The following is a 26,027-nucleotide window of genomic DNA, read 5'->3' on the forward strand; positions in this document are numbered from 1 at the left end:
CTATAAATTCCCCCTTTGGGGGTTATGGGGATAAAATAAAAAATTATGCAAGAAGGTATTTCAGGTAAAATAGCCAGTTTTTTCATGAATTCAAAACTCACCATTTTATTAATGATTGGTTTGATGATTATTGGAGTTTACAGTTCATTTTTGATTCCAAGGGAAGAAGAACCTCAAATAAATGTACCAATGGCCGACATTTTAGTTGGTTATCCGGGAGCAAGTCCGTCAGAGGTAGAAAGTCGTGTGGCAAAACCATTAGAGAAAATTATATCTAACATAAAAGGTGTAGAACATGTGCACACGATGGCTATGAACGGCCAAGCCATGATTATTGTACAGTTTTATGTGGGTCAAGATGTGGAGCGTTCGTATGTAAAACTATACGATGAATTAGCAAAACATGAGGATATGTTCCCAAAAGGAGTGTATAAACCAATGGTAAAAACACGTTCGATTGACGATGTTCCGATGCTGGGAATTACTTTATGGAGCGAAAAAGAAGATGCTTTTCAAATTCGACAAATTGCTGAAGAAGTAACTTCGGAGATTGAGAAAATCAAAGATGTAGCTATTACAAAAGAAATTGGAGGAAGTAATCGTGCGCTAAAAGTAGTTTTAGATAAAGATAAAATGGCCGAAAATGGCGTGGATGCTTTAGGAATTATGCAAATGATTCAGGCTAATAACGGCAGTTCTCAATCAGGTGGTTTTGTTCAAAATGATCAAGAATATTTAGTGACTACAGGACAGTTTTTATCGAATGCTGAAGATGTAGAAAACTTAGTGGTTGGTATTAATAAAAACATGCCTGTCTATTTGAAGCAAGTGGCTAAAGTGCAAGATGGACCAGAAACACCTCGTAGTTATGTTTCTTTTGGATATGGTAAAGCCAATGAAAAATTTAAAACGGCAAAATCAGAATATCCTGCCGTTACTATTTCTATTGGAAAAGTAAAAGGAGCTGATGCGATGAAAATTTCGGAGAAAATCCTTCACAAAGTGGAATTATTGAAGAAAGATTTAATTCCGAATGATGTTCACGTTGAAGTAACTCGAAATTATGGAGAAACAGCTTCGGATAAAGTAGGCGAACTTTTATTTCACTTATTTATTGCGATTGTTGCGGTAACCGTTTTAGTAATGCTGGCTATGGGATGGCGCGGTGGATTAGTGGTATTTTTCTCTGTTCCATTAACCTTTGCACTGACTTTATTTAGTTATTATTTATTGGATTACACGTTAAATAGAATTACACTTTTTGCATTAGTTTTTGTGGTGGGAATTGTGGTTGATGATAGTATTATTATCGCCGAGAATATGCACCGCCATTTCAAAATGAAGCGACTGCCGTTTAAACAAGCAGCTATTTATGCGATTAATGAAGTAGGAAATCCAACAATACTAGCCACTTTTACAGTAATTGCAGCGATTTTACCAATGGCTTTTGTATCAGGAATGATGGGGCCTTACATGAGTCCGATGCCTATTGGAGCTTCGATTGCGATGATATTGTCACTGTTTGTTGCCTTGACTGTTACACCTTATTTAGGGTATCATTTACTTCAAGAAAAAGATACGCAAGAACATAAAGAAGCCGAAGGATTAGAAACAAGCTTTATTTATAAAATATACAACAAACTAGAACGCCCTTTATTAGAAAGTAGCTCCAAAAGAAGAATACTATTAGCCGTAACGGTTTTGTTATTAATTGGTTCCGTTTTTATGTTTTTCACCAAATCGGTGGTGGTAAAAATGTTACCTTTTGATAATAAAAATGAGTTCCAAGTAGTAATTGATATGCCAGAGGGAACTACGCTAGAACGCACAACAGCGGTAACTAAAGAAATTGCGCAATATCTATCAACAAGACCAGAGGTAGTTAATTATCAAAATTATATAGGTACCTCCGCTCCTATCACGTTTAACGGATTAGTGCGTCATTACGACATGCGCGGTGGTAGTAATATGGCGGATATTCAAGTTAATTTATTACACAAAGAAGAGAGATCGATTCAAAGTCATGCTATTGCTAGAGACATGCGTGCCGATGTTCAGAAAATTGCTAAGAAATATGGTGCGAATGTGAAACTGATTGAAGTGCCACCTGGACCACCGGTTTTATCAACTTTAGTTGCTGAGATTTATGGCGGACCTAATTATAACGAGCAAATAAAAGTAGCCAAACAAGTAAAAACTATTTTAGAAAACACTTCTGATGTCGTTGATATCGATTGGATGGTTGAGGACAATCAAGTGGAATACAAACTCGAAATAGATAAGGAAAAAGCAATGCTAAACGGAATTGCTCCACAACAAGTGGTTGGCAATCTAACCTATTTACTAAAAGAATATCCTGTTGCTAACTTATACGATGAAAATTCAAATGATAATGTAGCAATCGTTCTTTCTCTAGATGATAAAGACAAAACAAGTTTACAAGACATTCAGAATTTAAAAATCAAAGGAAATCAAGGAAACATGATTCCGGTGAGTGATTTAGTAAAAGTAAAAACAGATACTTTACAAAAAACCATTTACAGAAAAGATCAAAAACGTGTGGTTTATGTAACAGCTGATATGGCTGGAGCTTTAGAAAGTCCTGTTTATGCCATTTTAGGAATGAGCGACCAACTAGCTAAAATGAAAGTTCCAAAAGGCTATAAAGTAGATGAATTGTACATGGAACAACCTACGGATGAAAGTAATTTTACCGTAAAATGGGATGGAGAATGGCAAATTACACTAGAAGTGTTCCGTGATTTAGGAGTTGCATTTATGGTAGCGATTGTTATCATCTATATGTTAATCGTAGGATGGTTCCAAAACTTTAAAACGCCAATCGTAATGATGTTAGCCATTCCGTTATCGCTGATTGGAATTGTATTTGGGCACTGGTTGTTAGGTGCTTATTTTACAGCTACTTCTTTCATTGGGATGATTGCCTTAGCTGGTGTAATGGTTCGAAACTCGGTTTTACTGATTGACTTTATCGAGATTAGATTGCAAGATGGCGTTCCGTTAAAACAAGCGATTATAGAAGCTGGAGCGGTAAGAACCTCCCCTATTTTACTAACGACTGGAGCAGTAGTTATTGGAGCATCGATCATATTGTTTGACCCATTGTTTCAAGGATTGGCAATTTCGTTAGTGTTTGGAGCTATTGTTTCTACTATTCTAACCTTATTAGTGGTGCCATTAATTTATTATATCACAGAGAGAAAAAAATGGGAATCGTCCACCAACCAATCCAAAGTTGGAGAGCCAGAAACAGAGTCTTCTACTAAATTATAAAATAACATTTATTAACGAAAAGTACTTGAAGTTTTTTGACTTTGGACTTTGGACTTTGGACTTTTAAAATATAAACTATGAAACTACTTATTATAACTGCTGTCCTAGATTTTGAAAATGACATAAAGCAAATGTTAAAAAAAGCTCATGTAAAAACCTTTACTTTTAAAGAAGTAAAGGGGTTTACCGATCTTTCTGAAGAAGCCATAGAAAGCAACTGGTTTGCTGGCGATATTCACGAAACAGAATCCATCCTTTTTTATGCTTTTGTGAAAAAAGAAAATATTGACTCACTGTTTGATTTGGTTAATGACTTTAATGCAAAACAAGTAACTAAATCAAACATTCATATTGCAGTTCTTAATATTGAAAAATCAAATTAATAAAATAATAAATACACAGTATCATGAAAAACAGAATCGTAAGAGCCGTAGCAGGAATTTTTATATTGACTAGTTTGCTTTTAGCACATTATTTAAGTCCAAATTGGTTATGGCTTACAGCCTTTGTGGGAGCTAATTTATTTCAATCTTCCATTAGTAAATGGTGTTTGTTAGATACCATTTTGAATAAATTAGGTGTAAAAGATTAGCTTTTTAGTTATTAATAATTTGTGCTGAGTGATTAGCGCTTGGTAAATCAAGATTTAGGAGTTAATGTGAATTCTAAAGTAAGTATTCTTAACGTAAAACTATAGATTAAAAACTAAAGAATGTTTTTTAAAGCTTTTATTAGCAAAAAACATTTTCTACTCTTATAGAATTTAAAGTTCTGATTATCTTTGTACTAATAATGAATGTTTTGGCCAAGCAATTACCAATACTTTTTAACGCTACAGATTAATCAACTATATGAAAAAAAATCTTCTATTTATCGCTTTATTAATACTAACTGTATCTTGTGTGAGTACCAAATCGACTTTGAAAAATGTTGATGACAACGCACCAAACTTAGTTCTTACAAATCAAAATACGTTTGTAATCACTGCTTTTAGTACAGATAAAAAATATGGATATGAAGCTGATTATCCTATTAATATCTTTTATAAAAACACCTTAAACGATAAGATTAATCAACAACGCTTCTTAAATGCGTTAGCGGGTCCAAATGGTGAAAAAATAACGTACGAAAAATTAGAAAGTTGCTGTCCTTTTCCCACTAAAAGAACGGATCTTGGCGCAGGTTTTTTAGATGTTTATGAATTAAAATGGGAAGGGCAAAAAAAACCAATAAAATTATACCTAAACATTTACGAAAAAGGTTTAGTGATGGTTCCTCTTGGGCTTAGTTTAAAGAAAAATTAGCATTTTAACCGTATTCCCTAGCCCTGATAGTAGTGAAAATCCTTTTCCTTTTTTGAAAATAAAAGGAAAAGATTGCAACGGATAGCAGGAAACAGCTTCAAATAAAACGTTAATAATAAAGGAGAGTCATAAAACCTAACTATCTTTGCACCTTCAAAAAACAACTACTATGAACATACATAAAATTCCACAAATTAAGCATACCGAAAGCGGTAACTTCTTTCTATTAGCTGGTCCTTGCGCGATTGAAAGTGAAGAAATGGCAATGCGAATTGCAGAAAAATTAATTGGTATTACTGACAATTTACAAATTCCATTCGTTTTTAAAGGCTCTTTTAAGAAAGCAAATCGTTCAAGAATAGATAGTTTTTCAGGAATTGGAGATGAAAAAGCACTTAAAATTCTTAGAAAAGTATCGGAAACATTTCATGTTCCTACAGTAACTGATATTCATACGAATGAGGATGCGGATATGGCTGCTCAATATGTTGATGTGTTACAAATTCCAGCATTTTTAGTGCGTCAAACGGATCTTGTTGTAGCTGCAGCCAATACAGGTAAAGTTGTAAACTTGAAAAAAGGACAATTTATGAGTCCAGAAAGTATGAAGCATGCCGTACAAAAAGTTTTAGATTGCCAAAATGAAAATGTAATGGTGACCGATAGAGGAACCATGTTTGGTTATCAAGACATGATTGTTGATTTTAGAGGAATTCCAACGATGCAACAATACGCTACTACGGTTCTTGATGTTACCCACTCTTTGCAACAACCGAATCAGAGTGCTGGTGTAACTGGTGGAAGACCCGACATGATTGAAACTGTTGCTAAAGCTGGTATCGCAGTGGGTGTTGATGGGATTTTTATAGAAACTCATTTTGATCCTGCTAATGCAAAAAGTGACGGTGCAAATATGTTGCATTTAGATTATTTTGAATCGTTAATGACCAAATTAGTTGCTATTAGAAAAACAGTAAACTCATTTTAAATAAAGAACTAAATTACAATGAAACCCATTTTTTATATTGCTGCCATTCTTATTACATTATTTACTATTAATGCGAATGCACAAGAAAATACTCCAATTCAAGATAAATATACTGCACACAATAAAGGCAAATTTTTTGTTTCGTGGGGAGGAAACCGCGAAAATTATACTAAGTCAGACATTAACTTTAGAGGGAAAGATTATAATTTTACTTTAGAAAACGTAACAGCACATGACAAACCAAAAGGTTGGCATGTAGATTATGTTAATCCAGCTAGAATGACAATTCCTCAAACTAATTTGAGACTGGGCTATTTTATTACGGATCACTACAGTGTTACAATTGGTGTAGATCACATGAAATATGTTATGTCACAAGATAAAGCGGTAAATTATACTGGTTTTTACCCTAATCCGGGAACTTATGACGAATTATTACCAAACAATCAAATTTTGTTGACTGAAAAATTTTTAAAATTTGAACATACTGATGGATTGAATTATGTAAATACGGAGTTCTCAAGATTTGATGATATATCCTCTTTGTTTAAAATCACTAACACCGATAAAATTCAAGTAAATCTAACAGAAGGAATTGGATTTGGATTATTATATCCTAAAACAAATACCACTTTATTGGGCAAAGATCGTCATGATGATTTTCATGTTTCCGGTTTTGGAACTTCTGTAAAAGCAGGTTTGAATGTTACGTTTTTTAAACACTTTTACGTACAAGGAGAATTAAAAGGAGGTTATATCAATATGCAAGATATTAAAACCACTAAAAGTAGTGAGGATAGTGCTTCTCAAGATTTTTTCTTTTTTCAAAGAATAATTGCTGTAGGAGGTATATTTAAAATCTAACAGTTTTCAATAAAGTAAAGATATGTAATCTCAAAAGTATCGTAATTTAATGTTTTCTAAATAAAATTCCTCCAAATAGTGATTTACTTTTTGGGGGAATTTTATTTTAAATTTGTTTTTATTCTTATTTAATTATGTTAATTCTTACAAGTTATGCTTACTTATTTTATTTGAAATAAGAATAACATATGGGCTTTTTTTAATATTAATTATTTAAATTTGAGCAAATCATTATTATTTTTTTTCACTAAACAATTCTTAAAATTAGTAATAGCATAAAACTAAATAATTAATGCGACTCAGTCCAATGACCAAAAATAAAACTACAAGTGATCCCAATGGGATTTACCGCTTTGATAATTTTTTTACGATCTCAGCTGATTTAATTTGTATTGCAGGATTTGATGGTTACTTTAAGCGAATAAATCCAGCTGTTGCAAAATTATTAGAATACTCTGAAGAAGAATTATATGCAAAACCTATTCTTGATTTTGTTTTCAAAGATGATCTACAAGCAACAATAGAAACAAGGGAACAAGTTTATAACAATAAACCCTTATTAAACTTCGAAAATAGATACCTAACCAAAAGTGGTAAAATTGTTTGGTTGTCCTGGACCTCTATGCCTGTAGAATCCGAACAATTGATTTATGCAATTGCAAAAAACATCACCCATAAAAAAAGAATAGAAGAAGAACGAAATTTAATATTGACGAATCTTACGCAAATAAACAAGGAGCTAAAAATTTTATCACATAAAACATCACATGACCTAAAGTCTCCTATTAATAATATGCTTTCCGTTTTTAACCTAATTGATGTTTCAAAAATTAATGATCCTGAAACATTAGAATTGATTGAAGTTTTAAAATTAACAAGTGAAAATTTAAAAGAAACTTTAAACGACTCCATAGACCAATTAATAGAAAATGAAAATGTAAACACTCAGTTAACAGATATTAATCTAAAGACAGCTCTAGAGGAAGTTCTCCTTTCTATCAATTCTTTACTAGAGGATTCAAAAGCCATTATCAATATTGACTTTTCTGAAGTGCAAAATATAATTTTCAATAAAGCTTATCTAAAAAGTATTTTTTTGAATTTGATTACGAATTCAATAAAATATGCTAAACCAGAGCAAGTTCCATGCATTACCATCAAAAGTCAAAAAACGAATGGCATTAAACAATTAATTTTTTCGGATGAAGGTATTGGTTTTGATATGGATAAAGTGAAGGATAAAATATTTGGTTTATATGAAAAATTTCATGGTAATGAAGATTGTACCAGCAACGGCATTGGTTTGTATTTAGTGTATAATCACATTTCTAGTTTAGGTGGTAGAATTGCAGTAGAGAGCAAATTAGATGAAGGTGCTACATTTACTATTTCATTCAAATATTGAAAAAAAACATAATATAGCACCTTCAAAAAATTTAGTGTTTTGCTATTTTTATTTTAGAATTCCGTTTTGATCTATTAAGTATATCAAAGAAGCCATTGTTGCAGCTCCTAATTCTAATTCTCTTTTATTTATAGCATCAAAAGTATCATTAGCAGCATGATGATAATCAAAATAACGTTGCGAATCCGGCTTTAAGCCCGCTTTTACAATGGTTTTAGAAGTAAGTGGATCTATATCTGAACCTCCATGTCCTTTTGTAAAACTGTGGATTAAATACGGTTCAAAAAGATTTTTCCATCCTTGAATTCTATTAAAATTGGCTTCATCTGATTCAAAAGAAAAACCTCTTGGACTAAAACCACCTGAATCACTTTCTAAAGCAAAAATGTGATTTTCATGATTTGCCTGAGCCAATTCTTCATATTTCTTACCGCCTTTTCCTCCATTTTCTTCATTCATAAACAATACAACACGAAGGGTATTTTTAGGTTTATATCCCAAGTTCTTAAAAATGTTGATCACCTCCATACTTTGTACCACTCCTGCTCCATCGTCATGAGAACCATCCGCTAAATCCCAAGAATCTAAATGCCCTCCTACGACCATAATATTTTCAGGATGTACGCTACCTTTTATTTCACCCACAACATTATAAGATAAAACATCTTCTAATTGCTGACAGTTTTGCTTAAAATAGAATTTTAAATCTGGATTCTTTTTTAATGATTTACTCAACAACTCTGCTCCATTCGTACTTATTGCAGCCGTTGGAATGTATTGAGATTTTGGTAAATCACCGTAGCTTTGATTTCCTGTATGCGGAAAATCATCTAGTCTTAAGTTCATAGAACGAACAATTGTTCCTACAGCACCAAATTTTGCTGCTTCTTTTGCTCCTGCATATCTTTGGTCTACACATCCTCCGTAGGATTTAAAAGTTTCAATAAACTCTTGTTCCATTGGTCTATTAAAAAAAACAATTTTACCTTTTAATTTATCGCCTAAAGTGTTCAATTCGGCAATGCTTTGTACTTCGATCACCGCTGCAGTAAGTCCGTTTTTAGCTGTAGCAATAGATCCTCCCAACGCACAAATTGGCACTGTTATTTTAGTCTTATTGTCTAGAATATAAGCTGTTTCTTTTTCGCCTCTAACCCATTTTGGGACCATCACTTCCTGAAGATATACTTTATCTAAACCTAGTGTTTCTAATTGTGCTTTAGTGTACAAAACAGCCTTTTGAGCATTATCAGATCCAGAAAGTCGTGCACCAATTTTATTGGATAAATGATCTAACCAATCGTAGCATTTAGCGTTTGTCAAGGAAGATTTATAAATTTCTTTAAAGAATAATTCGTCTTTAGTTTGTCCAAAAATGGCTATGCCGTTTAAGAGCAATGCGGCTAATACGATTGATTTTTTCATAATTTTAAAATAGATATTAAAAAATAAAATTTAGTTTTAGTTAGATTCGCAATTTCGTCATTATTAATGAAATATTAATAACACATTAAAAAAAATCCTGCTCGTTTTATAACTTGCAGGACTTTAGTAATAGTTTCATAACTAATATGTATAAAAAAACAGCTAATTAATTCAGTAACAATTCATATACCTGATTGGCAATTTCAATTTCCTCGTTGGTAGGAATTACTAATATTTTTGTTTTAGAATCTGGTGTATTGAGTTCTCTGATTTCCTTAGAACGCAATTCATTTTTTTCTAAATCTAATTCAATACCAAAATAATCCATATCCTCACAAACTAGTTTTCGAATATAGGAAGAGTTCTCGCCTATTCCTGCTGTAAATACAATAGCATCAAGTCCGTTTAGAACTGCAGCATAAGAACCAATATATTTTTTTATTCTATAAGCATTCATGGCCAATGCTAATTGACAATCTGCAATTCCATTTTCCGCATTTGCTTCGATATCTCTTAAATCACTATAACCCGTAAGCCCTAGCATTCCGCTTTGTTTTTGTAACATTGTATTTACCGCTTCTAAAGAGTAACCTAAAGTATTCACTAAATAAAATAGAATAGATTGATCTACATCGCCGCTTCTAGTTCCCATTATAAGACCATTCATAGGTCCAAAACCTAAAGTATGATCTACACTTTTTCCATTTTTTATAGCAGTCATACTGCATCCATTTCCTAAGTGAATTGTAATTATTTTAGATTCTTTACTAAAAGAATTCTGTGTCAAATAATGAACTGCATTTTCCGAAACGTATTTATGACTGGTCCCATGAAAACCATACAATCTTATTTTATGTTCTGTCAAAAGATAATTTGGCAGGGCATATTTATGTGCGATAACAGGAATTGATTGATGAAATGCGGTATCAAAAACAGCCACTTGTTTCGCTGCAGTAAAAATAGTTGTAGCTACAATTATACCTTCTAAATTAGCAGGATTGTGCAATGGAGCTAAATCAAAAAGTTGTCTGATTTTTTCTTTCACTTCCTCAGTAATAACCACTGTATCAGAAAAAGTACTTCCGCCATGTACTACTCGATGACCAACCGCTTCAATCTCATCGGTACTTTTTATAACTCCTATTTCGGGATGCATTAATAATTCTGCAATTTTTTCTAAACCTATCTTATGATTTGCAATAGACAAGGACTCTTCTACTTTACTTGTTTTAGTTGTGTACGTTAAGTTTGAATTTTCTAATCCAATTCGATCAATCATCCCAGAGCAGATAACTTCATTTGCAGGCATGTAAATCAATTGGTATTTTATAGAAGAACTCCCTGAGTTTATTATTATTATTTTCATTTTTTTTATTTTGTTTTTACTACAAAGACTCGAAAGATTCCTAAAAGTCTTTTCTATACCACCAAGACGCTAAGTCACGAAGTTTCTTTAATCATTTTCTTTACTTGCAAAACTCTAAGGCACAAAATTTTTTTTGAATATCTTAATTAATATTATTAGTGACTTTGAGTCTTAGTGGCTTGATTTTTTTCTTTTTTATAAAAATTTACAATCCTTGCGCTTGAATTGCAGTAATTACAACTGTATTTATAATATCATCTACAGTACAACCTCTGCTTAAATCGTTTACTGGTTTGTTCAAACCTTGTAACATTGGTCCAATTGCTAATGCTCCTGTTTCTCTTTGCACCGCTTTATAAGTATTATTTCCTGTATTTAAATCTGGGAAAATAAGCACACTCGCCTGTCCTGCTACTTCTGAATTTGGCATTTTACTTTTACCGACTTCCATATCAACGGCAGCATCATATTGTATTGGTCCTTCAATTTTTAAATCAGGACGTTTTTTTCGTACTATTTCAGTTGCTGCTCTAACTTTATCGACTTCATCCCCTTTTCCTGAAGCACCAGAAGAATAGGAAAGCATGGCAATTTTAGGTTCTATTCCGAAGGCTAAACTGGAATCTGCTGATGAAATAGCTATTTCTGCTAATTGCTCAGCTGTTGGGTTTGGATTAATGGCACAGTCACCAAAAACAGATACTCGATCTTCTAAACACATGAAAAATATAGACGAAACAATGCAGGTATCCGGTTTGGTTTTTATGAATTGTAAAGCGGGTAAAATAGTATGTTGCGTTGTGTGAGCTGCGCCAGAAACCATTCCGTCTGCATCTCCTTTATACACCATCATTGTTCCAAAGTAAGAGACATCTTCCATTAAATCTTTGGCCATAGCCATAGAGACGTTTTTATTTTTTCTTAACTCATAATAGGTATTTACATAATCCTCATATTTTTCAGACTCGATTGGATTTATAATGTTGACTTTAGAAAAATCAACTGCAATTCCTAATTCGGCTACTTTACTTTCTATCTGTTTTTTGTTTCCAATGATAGATATATCAACCACATCCATCGCTAATAATCGAGAAGTTGCAATAATTATCCTTTCGTCACTTCCTTCTGGTAAAACAATATGTTTTCGGTGTTGTTTTGCTCTTTTAACAAGATTGTATTGAAACATTTTTGGAGTCATACCATCTGCTTCAAAAGAACTTAATTTTTTTGATAAACCTTCTAAATCAACATACTTTTCAAAAGTGGTTATAGAAGCTTCAATTTTGTGTTTATTATCGGCATAAATCTTTGATTTTATGTTTCCTAATTGGTTTGTTATTCCGTAGGTTCCTCCTTCTACGGTAATTATAGGAACAATAGTTGTCAATCCCTCAATTAATTTGATGATACTATCTTCTGGCAGAATATTACCGGTTAAAACAATTCCTGAAATAGTGGGGTAATTTGCGGACTCATTTGCTTGTAAAGCACCCAATATAATATCGGCTCTATCTCCCGGAGTAATTACTAAGGCGTTTTCTTTTAGGTGTAATAAATAATTGCGCAATTGCATAGCACCTACGCTAAAATTACCAACTTCATTATTCAAGGAATCTGCACCAAACAATACTTTAGCACCCAAAACATCTACAATTTCTTTGATCGTAGGATTATGTAAACTAGATATTATAGGAATGGCGTCGACTAAAACTTCTTTAGGTAAGTTAGATTTTAAACCATCTGTTACTAATTTAATATTCTCGGGCTGCACTTTATTGGCAATGACAGCCAAGACTTCAACATCCTTAACTTTAAAGGAATCGTAAGCCAAATACAGACTATCAATTAATTCATCTAGCGTTTTTCCTACTCCAGAACCCACAATTATGGTTGGAATTCCTAAATTCTTGGCAATAAGGACATTCATATCTAACTCTATGACTGTTCCTTCACCACTAAAACTTGTTCCTTCTACCAAAACAAAATCAAACTGTTCTTCTAAACGTTTGTATTTATCAATAATAAGATCTAAAACCTCTCCTATTTTTCCTTTATTCTTTTTTTTAATCAGCTTACTTTTGGTAATTGCGAAAGCATCTTCAAAATCAATATCTAAACCGAAATGAGAAATAACAGTTTCGATATGATTGTCTAATTTTCCATCCTCAAAATCTTCTATTATGGGTCTGAAGTAACCAACTTTAGCAGTTTTTCCAATAAGCATACTCATCAATCCAAGAGTAATAATAGATTTTCCGCTATTGTGTTCACTCGTTGCAATATATATGGCTTTGTTCATTATACTATTTTTTATTCGTACTAAATTTATTTTCTAAAATTCTATTTATTATAATTTATATCATGTCTGGAATTAAAACCATTTTCTTTTTTTAAAATAAAAAATCATTGCTATTCCGATAAATACCATTACTCCAATGATAATATAGTATCCATTGCGGTATTCTAATTCTGGCATAAACTTAAAATTCATACCATAAACACCAACAATAAATGTTAATGGAATAAATATGGCAGAGACTATGGTTAGCGTTTTCATAATCTCATTCATTTTATGCGTTTGAGCGGCAAAATAAAAATTGGAGGCACTTTCTAATGATCCCATATCTGCTTCTATTTGTTCTAAAAGTTCAAAACTTTTTTGATGCAAACGGGAAAAAAAACTAAAACTCTCAAATGCTATTCCATCAAAAACATTGTCATCTTTCATGCTTTTGATTTCATACAAAGAATCCCTCAGCGGTATTATAGAACGTTTTAAAAAATTAAAATTATCTCTGTGTTTTTCTATATGTTCTAATGTCAAAGGATCAATACTTTTCTTCGAAAGATTGATCAATTCTTCTACTTTATCTTCTTCATTTTCGATAGTGATGTAGAAATTTTCCATGATGGCATCTAAAAGAATGAATAATAAATAATCTACTTTTTTAGTACGTACTAATCCCGAATGGGTTCGAATGCGTTCCCGAATATGTGTAAAAAAGTCTGAACGTTTTTCTTGAAAAGAGATTAGAACACCATCTTTTATTAAAAAACTAATTTGCTCAACACTTATATTATCTGAATTTCCGGCGGGCAAAAGTGATTTTATATTAAAAAATAAAACATCAGGCTGTTCCTCTAATTTAGTTCTTCTACTGGTATTTAAAATATCAGTAAGCATAAAATTATCTAAATTAAAATAAGCACCAATCTCTTTTACGACTTCAATATCATTTAAACCATGAATATTGAGCCAATTGCTTTTTTGATTGTTAATGTATTTAGACAGATCAGACACTTCAAAATCTTCATATTCGGCTAAATCTAGATCGTCATATACAAATAATTGCATTTCTGATTCATTTTTTTTATGAATTCCAGTATATTCAAGATTATACGGTTGCAGCTTTCGGCCTTTTTTATATTTTATTTTTCTCATGCAAAATCGTTTATGTAGTAATATTACAAAAACTTTTTTAAAACCTCCGCTTCATATTCCTTTTGGGCTTTTAAAACGAATATCATGTTATTAAATCACCAATTTTAAAACAAAAATAACGACAATTATGATCCTATTTCATGAGATAAATCATATAATTAATTATAATTCAAAGAACATCAACAAATGTTAATTCTCTAAAATTAAATTTCATAGTGCTAAATTTTGAAAATATATCAATAGATTTGAAAATTGATGGTAAAAAATAAAAAATTCTTATTATTTACTATTCCTACTATTTATTAACCAACATACTATTAACTAAATGATTAAAAAAAATTTAACCTTACTTATTGTTAGTCTGTTTATTTTTTCGGCCCAAGGAACAATTGCTCAAAGTAGAAAGGATAAAAAAGCAGCTAAAAATGCTATGGCAAAAGTGGATGCAAAATCCAGTGATGTAAAAAAAGAACCAAAACCTTATCGAAAAGTAATTGATTCGACAGCAGTTACCCAAAACGGACTAATTACTGTTCATAAAATTGACCAAAAATATCTTTATGAAATTTCGGATTCTCTTTTAGGAAGTGAAATAATGACCATCACCCGTTATTCTAAAACCCCAGCTGGTGGAGGTATTTTTGGTGGAGAAGAAATCAATAGACAAGTTGTTCGTTGGGAAAAGGGATTGAATAACAACCTTCTTTTGCGATCTATTACTTATGTTATAATGTCTCCAGACGAAGACAAACCATTGGCACAAGCAGTCAAAAATTCTACTTCAGATCCTATTATAGGAAACTATTATGTCTTGGCCTATAAAAAAGATAATGATGGAAAAATTATAGGATATGTAATCGATTTGACACCTACTTTTGATGCCGATGTTCAAACATTTTCACTAGATCCGATTAAAAAACAATTATTAAATATACAAGCGTTTCAAAAAGACCGCTCTTTTATCTCAAAAGTCAGTAGTTATCCTATAAACACCGAAATAAGAAGTGTAAAAACATTTACTACTACACCTCCAAAAATCAGTAGTACACCAACACCACAAATTGGAGTGAATTTACCTTCTGCTTTAGACGCTGGTGTGATTACAGTAGAAATGAATACTTCTATGATTTTATTACCAAAAACACCGATGCGAAAAAGAGAATTTGATGCTCGCGTGGGTTATTTTGCAAACCAATTTGGCGTTTTTGAAGAGGATTCTCAAAAATCTGACACAAAAGTATTTGCGGTAAGATGGCGTTTAGAACCAAAATCTGCTGAGGATGCTCAAAAACAAAAAAATGGAGAACTAATTGAACCTCTAAAACCAATCGTTTATTATATTGATCCTGCGACTCCAGAAAAATGGAAAAAATACATCAAACAAGGAATTGATGATTGGCAAGTTGCTTTTGAAGCTGCGGGTTGGAAAAACGCCATTCGTGGAGAATATTGGCCAGAAAATGATCCGACGATGAGTCTAGAAGATGCTCGTTTTAGTGTACTTAGATATTTTGCTGCAGAAATTCAAAATGCATACGGTCCCAATGTGCATGATCCAAGAAGTGGAGAAATTTTAGAAAGTCACATTGGTTGGTATCATAATATTATGAGCCTTTTAAGAAATTGGTATTTAATTCAAACTGCCGCTGCAAATCCAGAAGCAAGAGCAAAGAGATTTGATGATAAGCTAATGGGCGAATTAATTCGTTTTGTGTCTTCTCACGAAGTGGGACATACATTAGGACTTCGTCATAATATGGGAGCTAGTTCTGCCACACCTGTAGAAAAATTAAGAGACAAAGATTTTGTTGCAAAAAATGGTCATACTTCTTCTATCATGGATTATGCTCGTTTTAATTATGTGGCGCAACCAGAAGATGGGGTTACTGATTTCTTTCCAAAAATTGGAGATTATGACAAATGGGCAATAAAATGGGGTTACTCTTATTTTGAAGAAGCGAAATCTGAGAAAGAAGAAAAAACCATTTTAAACGAAATGACTAAAAAAGCGTATAAGAATAATCGCTTATGGTTTGGAACTGAATCTAGTCCTTACGATCCAAGGTACCAAACAGAAGATATTGGTGATAACGCAATGAGAGCTTCGGAATATGGAATCAAAAACCTAAAAAGAATTTTACCAAACCTTATAGAATGGTCTAGCGAAAAAGGAGAAAGCTATAGTGAACTAGATGAGCTTTATGGCGCACTTACCGGACAGTTTAGAAGGTATATGGGACATGTTACAAAAAATGTTGGTGGAATATATGACTCTCCAAAAACATACGATATGACTGGAAATCAGTTTACAGTTGTTCCAAAAAGTATTCAGAAAGATGCTGTAGCTTTCTTAAATACACAATTATTTACGACTCCAAAATGGTTGTTAAATCAAGACATTCTATCTAAAATAAATCCTGATAGTGGTGTAGAAGCCATTAAATCGATGCAAGACGCAACATTAAGTAGTTTATTAGCGGGAGATAGAATGGTTCGATTAATGGAAACTTCGAGTGCTAGCAAAGAAAATTACGCTGTAGACGAACTGATGACTGATTTAAATAAAGGAATTTTCTCTGAGTTAAAAGGCTCCAGCAGTATAGATATTTACAGAAGAAATATTCAAAAAATCTATGTAGATAAACTTATCGAATTACTTAAACCTGGTTCAGCAACAGTAAGATCAGTTCCTGTAGGTGTAACTTATGGTTTTAATACCCGAAAAGTAAACTTAGCACAAACCGATCTTCCTTCAATAGCTAGAGGTCAATTGAACACTTTAAAAAGTGATTTAAAAATGGCTACGATCAGGATGACTGATACTGTGAGTAAATACCATGTGCAAGATTTAATAGCAAGAATTGGAGAAGCTTTAAATCCTAAATAGGATTATTCAGTCTCAATAAATACTTTTTTATAAAATAAAATGTAAAATAAAACCCGACTTATTATAACAATAAGTCGGGTTTTTATTTTATAAATAAGAATAAAATATTGCTATTTTTTAATTAAGATTAAAAAACAGCAACGTTATTTTTTTTTCTTTTTAGGTATGACATTAGAAACATTTTCAAACTTTTTATCTGTTAAGTTATACGTCAATTTGTTTTCCTGTGTTTTGTTTTTTAAAATTATATCTCCTTCATTAGTAACATTCAGCATAAATCCTGCATTTCGTACTTTTTGAATCGTTTGAGTAGCACTCTGATCTTTATCTACAAAATTTGTTTCTTTAATTTTAATAACAGACTGAACATTGGAAATTAAAATCTCTTTTGAAAATACATCAAATATTTCATTGTTAATAGAAGAAGACTCTTCCGTTTTTGAAGGACTAATTATTGAACTACTTTCCAGCCAACTTAAATTATACAATTTAATTCCTTTTGCAGTGAATGGAGTAATTTTGCATTCTAAAAGCAATTTAGGATCTGGAATCTTTTTCAATTGAATGGTATCGTTACTCACCTCTTTATTAACAATCAGCAGATAAAAATTATTATTAGATACTTCCGCTCTAATATTATCAATTTTTGCTAAAGTAACACCAGTAATTTTTTTGGAGCTTTTCTTTTTTTGACTATAATTGATATTAAATGAAAGACAAAGAATAAGCAATACGCTAATTTTATACATTATAAGGGAGCTAAGAATTTTCAACAAAATTAAGAAGAATAGTATGATAATTATTAAAAAGTTGAAATAAAAAAAACCAGACTATAAATAGCCTGGTTTTACAATTAAATATAAACAAACAAAAAAATTAATCCTTTTGGTACTTAACTGCTAAACTGTAAATAACTAAACCAAATCCAATTTTATTAATGGCATCTGCAATGTTATATACTACATCAATATTTCCTGCTGGTATAAATCCGTTGTACCATCCTGTTGTTCCCATCATGTATCCTAAAGGATAAATAGACCATCCTACTAGAACAAACCAACATAAGATTTTGTGTGCTTTTTGAATCTCTCCTCCAGCTGCTGCAGCTAGTTTTGATGCTTCTCCCAACCAAATTTCATATACTATAGCAAAATAAGCAAGACCCGAAATAAAGCCCCAAAGTGCTGCACTATCAGTAAAAACTACTTCACCAAAGTAACCTGTAACTAACATTACAATTGAGTAAATAATCATTTTCCATAACAAGGACTGTTTTGCTCCTGCTACTTTTAAGATAAGGTAAAATTCTAAACACATTAACGGCACTGTTAATACCCAATCAACGTAGCGAAAGAAAGTAGGCGATTCCCCAAAAGAAGCCCAATAATCTCGCATGTAAAAGTAATGCACTGCTGCGATAAAAGTAATCAATCCCGAAACTAAAACGGAGGTACGCCATTTTCTGTCGAACTGACTTAAAGATAGAAAGAAAAATGCTGATGCAGCCATCATAGCCATACAGCCTACAAAGAACGTAAAACCTACATAATCTGTTGGTGATAACTTACCAACCAATGCTGAAATAAACATAAAGTTTGTCATAAGTAAAAATTTAAATGGTTTTTGTTTACTCAAAGTTAATAAAAGTTAAACAATAATTTATCTTTTTGTTTAACTATTTTTAACTATTTTTAAACAATAATTAATACCAATGAAAAATTATAAAAACATTGCAATCGTAGCAAGCTTTTTTGCTTTATGGATGGATTCCTTTTTATCTACTAAAAATCAGATATTTATGGGTTTTCTATTCATATTTTCATTCGGAATACTTCACGGAGCCAATGATTTATTACTAATTAAGAATATAATTGAACAAAATAAATCTAATTCTTGGCTAAAAATCTTTACATATTATGTAATAATTGTTTTAGCTGGAATATTACTTTTTTACATTATTCCGCAGTTTGCTCTTTTACTTTTTATAATAGTCAGCGCGAATCATTTTGGAGAACAACAATGGCAAAAATTGAATTCTCTTTTTCCTAAAACATTAGTTGTTGTATATCAATCTTTATATGGTATGATTGTATTACTCTTGCTTTTTAATTTTCATAGTAATCAAGTAAAAGATATCATCAAAACAATCACTCATTTCATTATTCCAAAAGAATTACTATTATACACTCTTCAAGCTTCGATTGTGTTATTCCTTATAATAAGTAGTTACTTTTGCTGGAAAATAGAGAAGATTAGAAAAAAAATAATCTTAGAATTATTTTTTTTATTTGTGTTCGCAATTTTATTTAAGTCTTCTAGCTTAATTTGGGGATTTGCCATATACTTCGTTCTCTGGCACAGCATACCTTCCATAATAGATCAAATTAAGTTTTTGAATAAATCCTTTACCTTTCCAAACTTTTTTAATTACTGCAAATCTGCTGGAGTATATTGGTTAATATCAATAATAGGAATTGCTCTAATTTACTATAGGTATCAAGAAGAAGAATTATTCAATGCGCTGTTTTTTTCTTTTTTAGCAGCAATAACATTTCCTCATACCATAGTGATTAACAAAATGTTTAAAAGAAAAGAAAAAGTTTAAAAAAATGCAAAAAAAAACCGTTCACTTAAAGTGAACGGTTTTCTTTTATAAAAAAAGCAAAGACTCGATAAATACATCGAGTCTTTACAATAATTTATTATTTTACTTCTTCGAATTCAACGTCTTCAACATTGTCTCCTTGAGTCGCTTCTCCTTGTGGAGCAGCTTCTTGTTGACCTTGTTCTCCTTTAGCATACATTGCCTCAGTAGCTGTTTTCCAAGCTGCATTGATATTATCTAAAGCTGTTTGGATTGCATCAATATCTTGAGATTGGTGAGCCATTCTCAATTCAGTTAATGCATATTCTACAGCAACTTTATGATCATCAGCTAATTTAGAACCAAGTTCTTTTAATTGAGTTTCAGTTTGGAAGATCATTCCATCAGCTTCGTTCAATTTTTCTGCTCTAGATCTTGCGATTTTGTCAGATTCAGCGTTAGCTTCAGCATCTTGTTTCATTCTTTCGATTTCTTCAGAAGTTAATCCAGAAGAAGCTTCGATACGAATATCATGAGATTTTCCAGTTCCTTTATCAGTTGCAGAAACTTTGATGATACCATTAGCATCAATATCAAAAGTTACTTCAATTTGAGGAACTCCTCTTGGTGCTGGTGGAATACCGTCTAAGTTAAAACGACCAATCGTTTTGTTATCAGCAGCCATTGCTCTAGCTCCTTGAAGAACGTGTAGTTCAACAGTTGGTTGAGAATCTGCAGCTGTAGAGAAAACTTGAGATTTTTTAGTTGGAATAGTAGTGTTAGACTCAATTAATGTAGTCATAACTCCACCCATAGTTTCGATACCTAAAGATAAAGGTGTAACGTCAAGTAACAATACATCTTTTACATCTCCAGAAAGAACTCCACCTTGAATAGCTGCTCCAATTGCAACAACTTCATCAGGGTTAACTCCTTTAGACGCTTTTTTACCAAAGAATTTTTCCACTTCTTCAGCGATTCTTGGCATACGAGTAGAACCTCCAACAAGAATAACTTCGTCAATATCAGCTACAGTTAAACCTGCATCCTTCAATGATTTAGCAACTGGTTCCATAGAACGTTTTACTAAAGCATCTGTTAATTTTTCAAATTGAGATCTAGTTAATTTTTTAACTAAGTGTTTTGGTCCTGAAGCTGTAGCAGTTACGTAAGGTAAGTTGATTTCAGTTTCAGCAGAAGATGACAATTCAATTTTAGCTTTCTCAGCAGCTTCTTTTAAACGTTGTAATGACATTGGATCAAGACGTAAGTCAATACCTTCTTCTTTCAAGAAGTCATTCGCTAACCAGTCAATAATTTCGTGGTCAAAATCATCTCCACCTAAGTGAGTATCTCCGTTTGTAGACAATACTTCAAAAACTCCGTCTCCTAATTCAAGAACAGAAATATCAAATGTACCTCCACCTAAATCGTAAACAGCAATTTTTTGATCTTTTCCTTTTTTATCTAATCCGTAAGCTAATGCCGCAGCAGTAGGCTCGTTGATGATACGCATTACTTTAAGACCTGCAATTTCACCAGCTTCTTTAGTCGCTTGACGTTGTGCATCATTAAAGTAAGCAGGAACAGTAATAACTGCTTCAGTAACTGTTTGACCTAAATAGTCTTCAGCAGTTTTTTTCATTTTTTGAAGTGTCATTGCTGACAATTCTTGTGCAGTATAAAGACGACCATCAATATCAACACGTGGTGTATTGTTGTCTCCTTTTACTAATTTGTAAGAAACTCTTTTTGCTTCAGCAGAAACTTCGCTAAAAGAATGACCCATAAAACGTTTGATAGAAGCAATAGTCTTAGTTGGATTAGTTACCGCTTGTCTCTTAGCAGGATCTCCTACTTTAATTTCTCCACCTTCAACAAAAGCGATGATAGATGGTGTTGTTCTTTTTCCTTCTGCATTAGGAATAACAACTGCTTCATTACCTTCCATTACAGAAACACAAGAGTTTGTCGTACCTAAATCAATTCCGATTATTTTACCCATTTTTAATATATTTAATTTTATTGTATATTAGTTTTATTCACTCGGAGTCTTTAAGTCAATCTTTGTGCCAATACAAATGACACTTATAAATTGTCAGTTTATGTTAAAATTAATAATAATAAATATGACAAGATGACATTTTAGACTGACTGACAGAGGTGGAATTTAATAGTTGTAGCGGAACTCTATCCTTACATAGACACCACAATCAATCTCAATTTAACTAATCAAATTAGAAATGGATTGGCTTTTTTTATAATTAAATTCCTATGTTTGAAAAAAAAGATATGAAATTTTCAACAATACAGTTAGGAACTAATAAAATAGAAATTTTTAATTCTTATTTAGGGCGAGAGACCATACGATTGAATGGAGAAACCGTTTCCGAAAAGAAATCAATCACTGGCGCAACGCACCTTTTTACCATAATGGAAGAAGATCGCAAAGTACCTTGTAAAATAATTCTAGGTTATGGTGCAAATGGTGTCGTTATGGATTTCTACAAAGATAACATTGCTATTATAAAATCTCCTCGATCCTCCTCATTAATATTACTTTTTATGATATTACTTTTTATAACAATAGGAGTAATTATGCAAATGGCATATCACAATTATTAAACATTAAGTTTATATTGCAAGTCCAGAAATTAGTATTTATTAGATACTTGTTGTTAAATAAAACCAATACTTTTGTAATTCTTTACAATAAATCCTTTAGAAACAAAAAGTATGTTTACACTAGAACAAATTAAAGAAGCACATGATAAAGTACAAACAGCTGCTGATTTTTCAAATTACATAAAAGAAGTAATACAATTGGGAGTACAAGGATATGACACTTTTATAAATGACGGTCGAGTATCGTATTATGGTGTTGATAATTTTTCTGTGAGTACTACCGAAAAATATCCGACATTAAAGATTGCACCAAATGTAAATAAGGAACGCTTTATAGAATTTTTAGTATTACATCAAGACGGCCAAACCGATTATTATACTTTTTGCGAACAAGCGGCACAATGTGGTATTGCAAAATCGCGCGTTGCCCTTCTTGAAATGACTTGTACCTATTTTGATATTTTAGATGCTCCCATTATAATCGAAAAAATTCCAGTTTAATTTGTACATAATTTAAATTTTTAATAGCTAATTTTACTTTTGTATTTTTTTTTTTAATATCAAATAACAGCAATTAAATAAAAAACAATGACATCATTTAGTAAACAATTATCCTTGCGTTGGTCCGATTTAGACCCTAATTTTCATGTTCGTCACAGTGCTTATTATGATTTTGGAGCACAACATCGTATTGAAATTTTGGAAAGTCTAGGATTGACGATGAAAATATTACAACAAAATCATTTTGGTCCTATCTTATTTAGAGAAGAATGCATTTTTAGAAAAGAAATTAAACTTTCTGACAAGATTGTAATGCAAACAAAAGTTTCTAAAATGAAACCCGACGCTTCCCGATGGTCTATTGTGCATGAATTCCTCAATGAAGAAAATAAACTATGTGCAGTAATAACCGTAGATGGTGCTTGGATGGACACCCAATTACGCAAAATAGCCGATCCAACCCCAGAAATAGCTGTTCAAGCGATTAGTCATTTCCCAAAAAGCGAAGATTTTATGCAGCTTTAAATAGCAAAATATGATTCGAAATTTGGAGAATTTTACAGATTAAAATCTAAAAAACTTCAAATTTCGAGTCTTTTTTATTTATCGCACATTGTTATAATCTTTACAAGAAAATATTTTTTGAAAACCAAAATAGCAGCAATACTACAAATAAATATTGTTCTAATTCCCCCAAATCCTATTTCTAAAAATATCAAAGGTTTGTTTCAGATGCTGATTCATCAACAATAAAGCAACGATAACAAGCATGGCGTAACCCATAAAAGTAAAAATTTCCATATTTGACAATAAAACCGATTGTTTAGATATAGAACTCACAATTTGCTTAATTGCTAATTTATTAGCGTTATCAGAAGAATATCCTTTGGCAATAAAACTTTGGGTGATTTGCGCTACACGCATTTGGGTTTCTGGACTTTCAGGCAAAACAAATTGACTCAATTTCGAATAATGATTTTTTTGTAAAAACACTCCAGCATTTTGAATAATAGCAAAACCTAAAATACTTCCCCAAAAACGTCCTGCAACTCCAACAATTCCTGCAAATGGTCCATAATGTGTAGGTACAGCAGCTACTGTAAACAAGACTAATGGTACGAATATAATTCCAACCGCAACTCCTTGCAACATATACGGAATAGCAATATCAGACAACGAAACATCTGGCACAAAAAGAAAGGTAAACCACAGATGAAATACTGCAAAAAGTGAAAATCCGATAATAAACATATACTTTGAGGACACTGATTTTGCCAGAAATACTCCCGCCAAAACCATCCCTATTACATTACCAATTAAATTTAAATATTGCACATGCGCCACTCTCGAAGGCTCCCAATTCCAAACGGTGAACATCGTGCTATGGCAAATATTCAGAGTCGCTCTGGCGATATAAAAAAAAACCGATATGAATAATCCGTTGCGTAAATTGGCATAGCGAAATACTCCCATATCAAAAGTAGGTCGTTTGATCAGCATTTGCCTCAGCACAAAAAGCCCACCAGTTAGTAACGAAACTATAAGTGCGATTATAATTTGATCGGATTCAAACCAATACTTTTTTTCGCCATAAACAAAGAAATAAGCTCCAGACAAAAGGGAAGTGAGCAAAAAAATAAAACTTGACCAATCTATCTGATATAACGGGATTTTTCTGTGAAAACGATGACTCTCAAATGTAAGCATAACCAAGCCCACACAGACGATTTGAAACAATGCCGAACCATACGCCATGTATTTCCAATCGTAATTTTCAAGAAGCCAAACTGCAATATTCATTATAAAAGGTGTCGCCAGAAACAAAGCGCTATAATTAAGGGTAAAACCAATAATTAATGCATGTTTTGACTTGAATCTTGAAATCAGAAATTGTCTTAAGGCTACACAAGGCAATGCCATCAATATTCCTTCGGCTATTCTCAAAATAATAAATAACGAAAAATTTTCGATATAAGCCGTTAATATGAATGTTATTGCAGACAGGCCGTAAATTGTCAGGAAATATTTTTTGGTCGGGAAAAACTTAAACAATCTGCTTTCGACCAAAATAGTGGTCAAAAAAGTAGCGTATGTAACAATCATTGAAAACTGCAAATCTTCTGGCTCCACATCTAAAAAACTGGCAGCGTACGTAACATTGGAAGTATAAACTCCCAACAAAACCATCGAATGCAACAGACAGAAAAATATTATAGCGATTATGGCCCAATTGGGAACCCAAGATTTAAAGACCTTTGTATTTGACATCTGATTATTTATGTTCAGCTACAACCACCATATTCATTCCTGCTCTAAGAAAATCAGTTTGTTGATCATTTTCTTTCAATTTTATTCTAACCGGAATTCTTTGTTCAATTTTAATAAAGTTACCTGTTGCATTATCGGGCGGCAATAACGAGAAACGAGCTCCACTTGCTGGTGATAAAGACTCGATGATTCCGATAAATTTTCTACCATTTACGGCATCGGCACTCATTTCAACTTCCTGTCCAACAGATAAATATTGCAACTGCGTTTCCTTAAAATTAGCCGTAATCCATTTTTCCTTGCTAACTATAGAAACCAAAGTCTGTCCTTCCTTTATCATTTGTCCCGGCTGAATCATTTTTTTTCCCACCCAACCATCATAAGGAGCTGTAATTACGGTAAAAGAAAGAAACAAATCAGCGTTGTCAGCAACGGCTTGTTTTGACTGAATTACGGTTTGAGCAGTTGGTATTTTAGCCCAAGCTTCTGAGGTATTTAATACCGCCGACTGAATGGTGTTTGCTATTTCTTCATAATGCGCTTTGGCCAATTCATAATCCGCTTTTACCTTTTCTACTTGCTGTTCTGTTGCGGCATCTTCTTTTAATAAAGATTGATATCGATTGTATTCCAATTTTGTTTTCCAAACTTGGGTTTTAGCAGCCACCAATTGAGATTGCCTAACGGAAGTCGTATTAGCAGTTGTCTCCACATTTTTTTCTATAGCGATAACGTTACTTTTTGCATTTTCAACATCCGCCAAAGCCATATTCAAATGAGATGTATATTCCTTGTTATCGATTACAATCAAAGTATCGCCTTTATGAACAAACTGATTTTCATTATAACGTACTTCCTGAACATAACCTGTTATTCTTGCCATAATAGGCGTCACATATTGATCAACCTGAGCGTCATTAGTTTCCTCATGGTTTTTATTAAAAATATAGAACCAAATACCTAAAATAATTCCGCTGAAAACCAGAATACTGGCAACAACAGTGATTAATTTGCTAAACGATTTATGGGCTCTTGACTTATTTTCTGCTATTATCATATAGAAATGAAACTAAA

The 26,027-nt window shown here is 32.2% G+C and carries 21 protein-coding genes; 12 read left to right on the forward strand and 9 right to left on the reverse strand.

Features of this window, described 5'->3' with window-relative positions; all coding sequences use genetic code 11:
- Positions 1-45 precede the first annotated feature (45 nt).
- From MW871_RS03185 to MW871_RS03215, 7 genes are all read left to right on the forward strand, one after another.
- On the forward strand, positions 46-3,294 hold the full coding sequence (locus MW871_RS03185; RefSeq protein WP_248427530.1) for an efflux RND transporter permease subunit: 3,249 nt from the start codon (positions 46-48) through the stop codon (positions 3,292-3,294).
- A gap of 77 nt (positions 3,295-3,371) precedes the next feature.
- Complete coding sequence (locus MW871_RS03190) at positions 3,372-3,677, forward strand: hypothetical protein (RefSeq protein WP_248427531.1); 306 nt, start codon at positions 3,372-3,374, stop codon at positions 3,675-3,677.
- 23 nt (positions 3,678-3,700) lie between these two features.
- Positions 3,701-3,886, forward strand: a complete 186-nt coding sequence (locus MW871_RS03195; RefSeq protein WP_188050413.1) for a YgaP family membrane protein — start codon at positions 3,701-3,703, stop codon at positions 3,884-3,886.
- Positions 3,887-4,145: 259 nt separating this feature from the next.
- Positions 4,146-4,598 carry a 2-dehydro-3-deoxyphosphooctonate aldolase gene (locus tag MW871_RS03200; RefSeq protein WP_248427532.1) on the forward strand — a complete coding sequence of 151 codons (453 nt, stop codon included), beginning with the start codon at positions 4,146-4,148 and terminating at the stop codon, positions 4,596-4,598.
- 169 nt (positions 4,599-4,767) lie between these two features.
- On the forward strand, positions 4,768-5,586 hold the full coding sequence (kdsA, locus tag MW871_RS03205) for a 3-deoxy-8-phosphooctulonate synthase (protein ID WP_210646282.1): 819 nt from the start codon (positions 4,768-4,770) through the stop codon (positions 5,584-5,586).
- 18 nt (positions 5,587-5,604) lie between these two features.
- A complete protein-coding gene (locus tag MW871_RS03210; RefSeq protein WP_248427533.1) occupies positions 5,605-6,450 on the forward strand; it encodes a hypothetical protein in 846 nt (281 codons plus the stop codon).
- A 292-nt stretch (positions 6,451-6,742) separates the two neighbouring features.
- Positions 6,743-7,855: a PAS domain-containing sensor histidine kinase gene (locus MW871_RS03215; RefSeq protein ID WP_248427534.1), complete on the forward strand. Its 1,113-nt coding sequence runs from the start codon at positions 6,743-6,745 to the stop codon at positions 7,853-7,855.
- 48 nt (positions 7,856-7,903) lie between these two features.
- Here MW871_RS03215 and MW871_RS03220 read toward each other — a convergent pair whose 3' ends face one another.
- From MW871_RS03220 to corA, 4 genes are all read right to left on the reverse strand, one after another.
- Entirely contained in the window at positions 7,904-9,280 is a 1,377-nt protein-coding gene (locus MW871_RS03220; protein ID WP_248427535.1) for a M28 family peptidase, read from the reverse strand.
- 166 nt (positions 9,281-9,446) lie between these two features.
- Complete coding sequence (locus tag MW871_RS03225) at positions 9,447-10,646, reverse strand: acetate/propionate family kinase (RefSeq protein ID WP_248427536.1); 1,200 nt, start codon at positions 10,644-10,646, stop codon at positions 9,447-9,449.
- 205 nt (positions 10,647-10,851) lie between these two features.
- Positions 10,852-12,945 carry a phosphate acetyltransferase gene (pta, locus tag MW871_RS03230; RefSeq protein ID WP_248427537.1) on the reverse strand — a complete coding sequence of 698 codons (2,094 nt, stop codon included), beginning with the start codon at positions 12,943-12,945 and terminating at the stop codon, positions 10,852-10,854.
- A 72-nt stretch (positions 12,946-13,017) separates the two neighbouring features.
- Positions 13,018-14,088, reverse strand: coding sequence for a magnesium/cobalt transporter CorA (gene corA / locus MW871_RS03235; RefSeq protein WP_248427538.1), 1,071 nt, complete (start codon positions 14,086-14,088; stop codon positions 13,018-13,020).
- 325 nt (positions 14,089-14,413) lie between these two features.
- Between corA and MW871_RS03240 the strand changes: the two genes are divergently transcribed.
- Positions 14,414-16,975, forward strand: a complete 2,562-nt coding sequence (locus MW871_RS03240; protein ID WP_248427539.1) for a zinc-dependent metalloprotease — start codon at positions 14,414-14,416, stop codon at positions 16,973-16,975.
- Positions 16,976-17,118: 143 nt separating this feature from the next.
- Here the strand turns inward: MW871_RS03240 and MW871_RS03245 are convergent, their stop codons facing one another.
- Both MW871_RS03245 and MW871_RS03250 read right to left on the reverse strand, forming a co-directional pair.
- Positions 17,119-17,724, reverse strand: coding sequence for a hypothetical protein (locus tag MW871_RS03245; protein WP_248427540.1), 606 nt, complete (start codon positions 17,722-17,724; stop codon positions 17,119-17,121).
- Positions 17,725-17,851: 127 nt separating this feature from the next.
- On the reverse strand, positions 17,852-18,577 hold the full coding sequence (locus MW871_RS03250) for a bacteriorhodopsin-like (protein WP_188050403.1): 726 nt from the start codon (positions 18,575-18,577) through the stop codon (positions 17,852-17,854).
- A 109-nt stretch (positions 18,578-18,686) separates the two neighbouring features.
- On the opposite strand from MW871_RS03250, the gene MW871_RS03255 reads away from it, so the two are divergent.
- A complete protein-coding gene (locus MW871_RS03255; RefSeq protein ID WP_248427541.1) occupies positions 18,687-19,580 on the forward strand; it encodes a Brp/Blh family beta-carotene 15,15'-dioxygenase in 894 nt (297 codons plus the stop codon).
- A gap of 97 nt (positions 19,581-19,677) precedes the next feature.
- Here the strand turns inward: MW871_RS03255 and dnaK are convergent, their stop codons facing one another.
- Positions 19,678-21,564, reverse strand: a complete 1,887-nt coding sequence (gene dnaK / locus MW871_RS03260; RefSeq protein WP_188050401.1) for a molecular chaperone DnaK — start codon at positions 21,562-21,564, stop codon at positions 19,678-19,680.
- A 287-nt stretch (positions 21,565-21,851) separates the two neighbouring features.
- Here dnaK and MW871_RS03265 point away from each other — a divergent pair, with 287 nt between their 5' ends.
- From MW871_RS03265 to MW871_RS03275, 3 genes are all read left to right on the forward strand, one after another.
- Entirely contained in the window at positions 21,852-22,184 is a 333-nt protein-coding gene (locus tag MW871_RS03265) for a hypothetical protein (RefSeq protein ID WP_248427542.1), read from the forward strand.
- Positions 22,185-22,295: 111 nt separating this feature from the next.
- Positions 22,296-22,685, forward strand: a complete 390-nt coding sequence (locus MW871_RS03270; protein ID WP_248427543.1) for a DUF1398 domain-containing protein — start codon at positions 22,296-22,298, stop codon at positions 22,683-22,685.
- A gap of 87 nt (positions 22,686-22,772) precedes the next feature.
- Positions 22,773-23,210 carry an acyl-CoA thioesterase gene (locus MW871_RS03275; RefSeq protein ID WP_248427544.1) on the forward strand — a complete coding sequence of 146 codons (438 nt, stop codon included), beginning with the start codon at positions 22,773-22,775 and terminating at the stop codon, positions 23,208-23,210.
- A gap of 159 nt (positions 23,211-23,369) precedes the next feature.
- Here the strand turns inward: MW871_RS03275 and MW871_RS03280 are convergent, their stop codons facing one another.
- Entirely contained in the window at positions 23,370-24,953 is a 1,584-nt protein-coding gene (locus tag MW871_RS03280) for an MFS transporter (RefSeq protein WP_248427545.1), read from the reverse strand.
- Positions 24,954-24,957: 4 nt separating this feature from the next.
- A complete protein-coding gene (locus MW871_RS03285) occupies positions 24,958-26,010 on the reverse strand; it encodes an HlyD family secretion protein (protein ID WP_248427546.1) in 1,053 nt (350 codons plus the stop codon).
- Between the last annotated feature and the right edge of the window lie 17 nt (positions 26,011-26,027).

Source organism: Flavobacterium pygoscelis (assembly GCF_023162025.1).
GTDB lineage: Bacteria > Bacteroidota > Bacteroidia > Flavobacteriales > Flavobacteriaceae > Flavobacterium > Flavobacterium pygoscelis.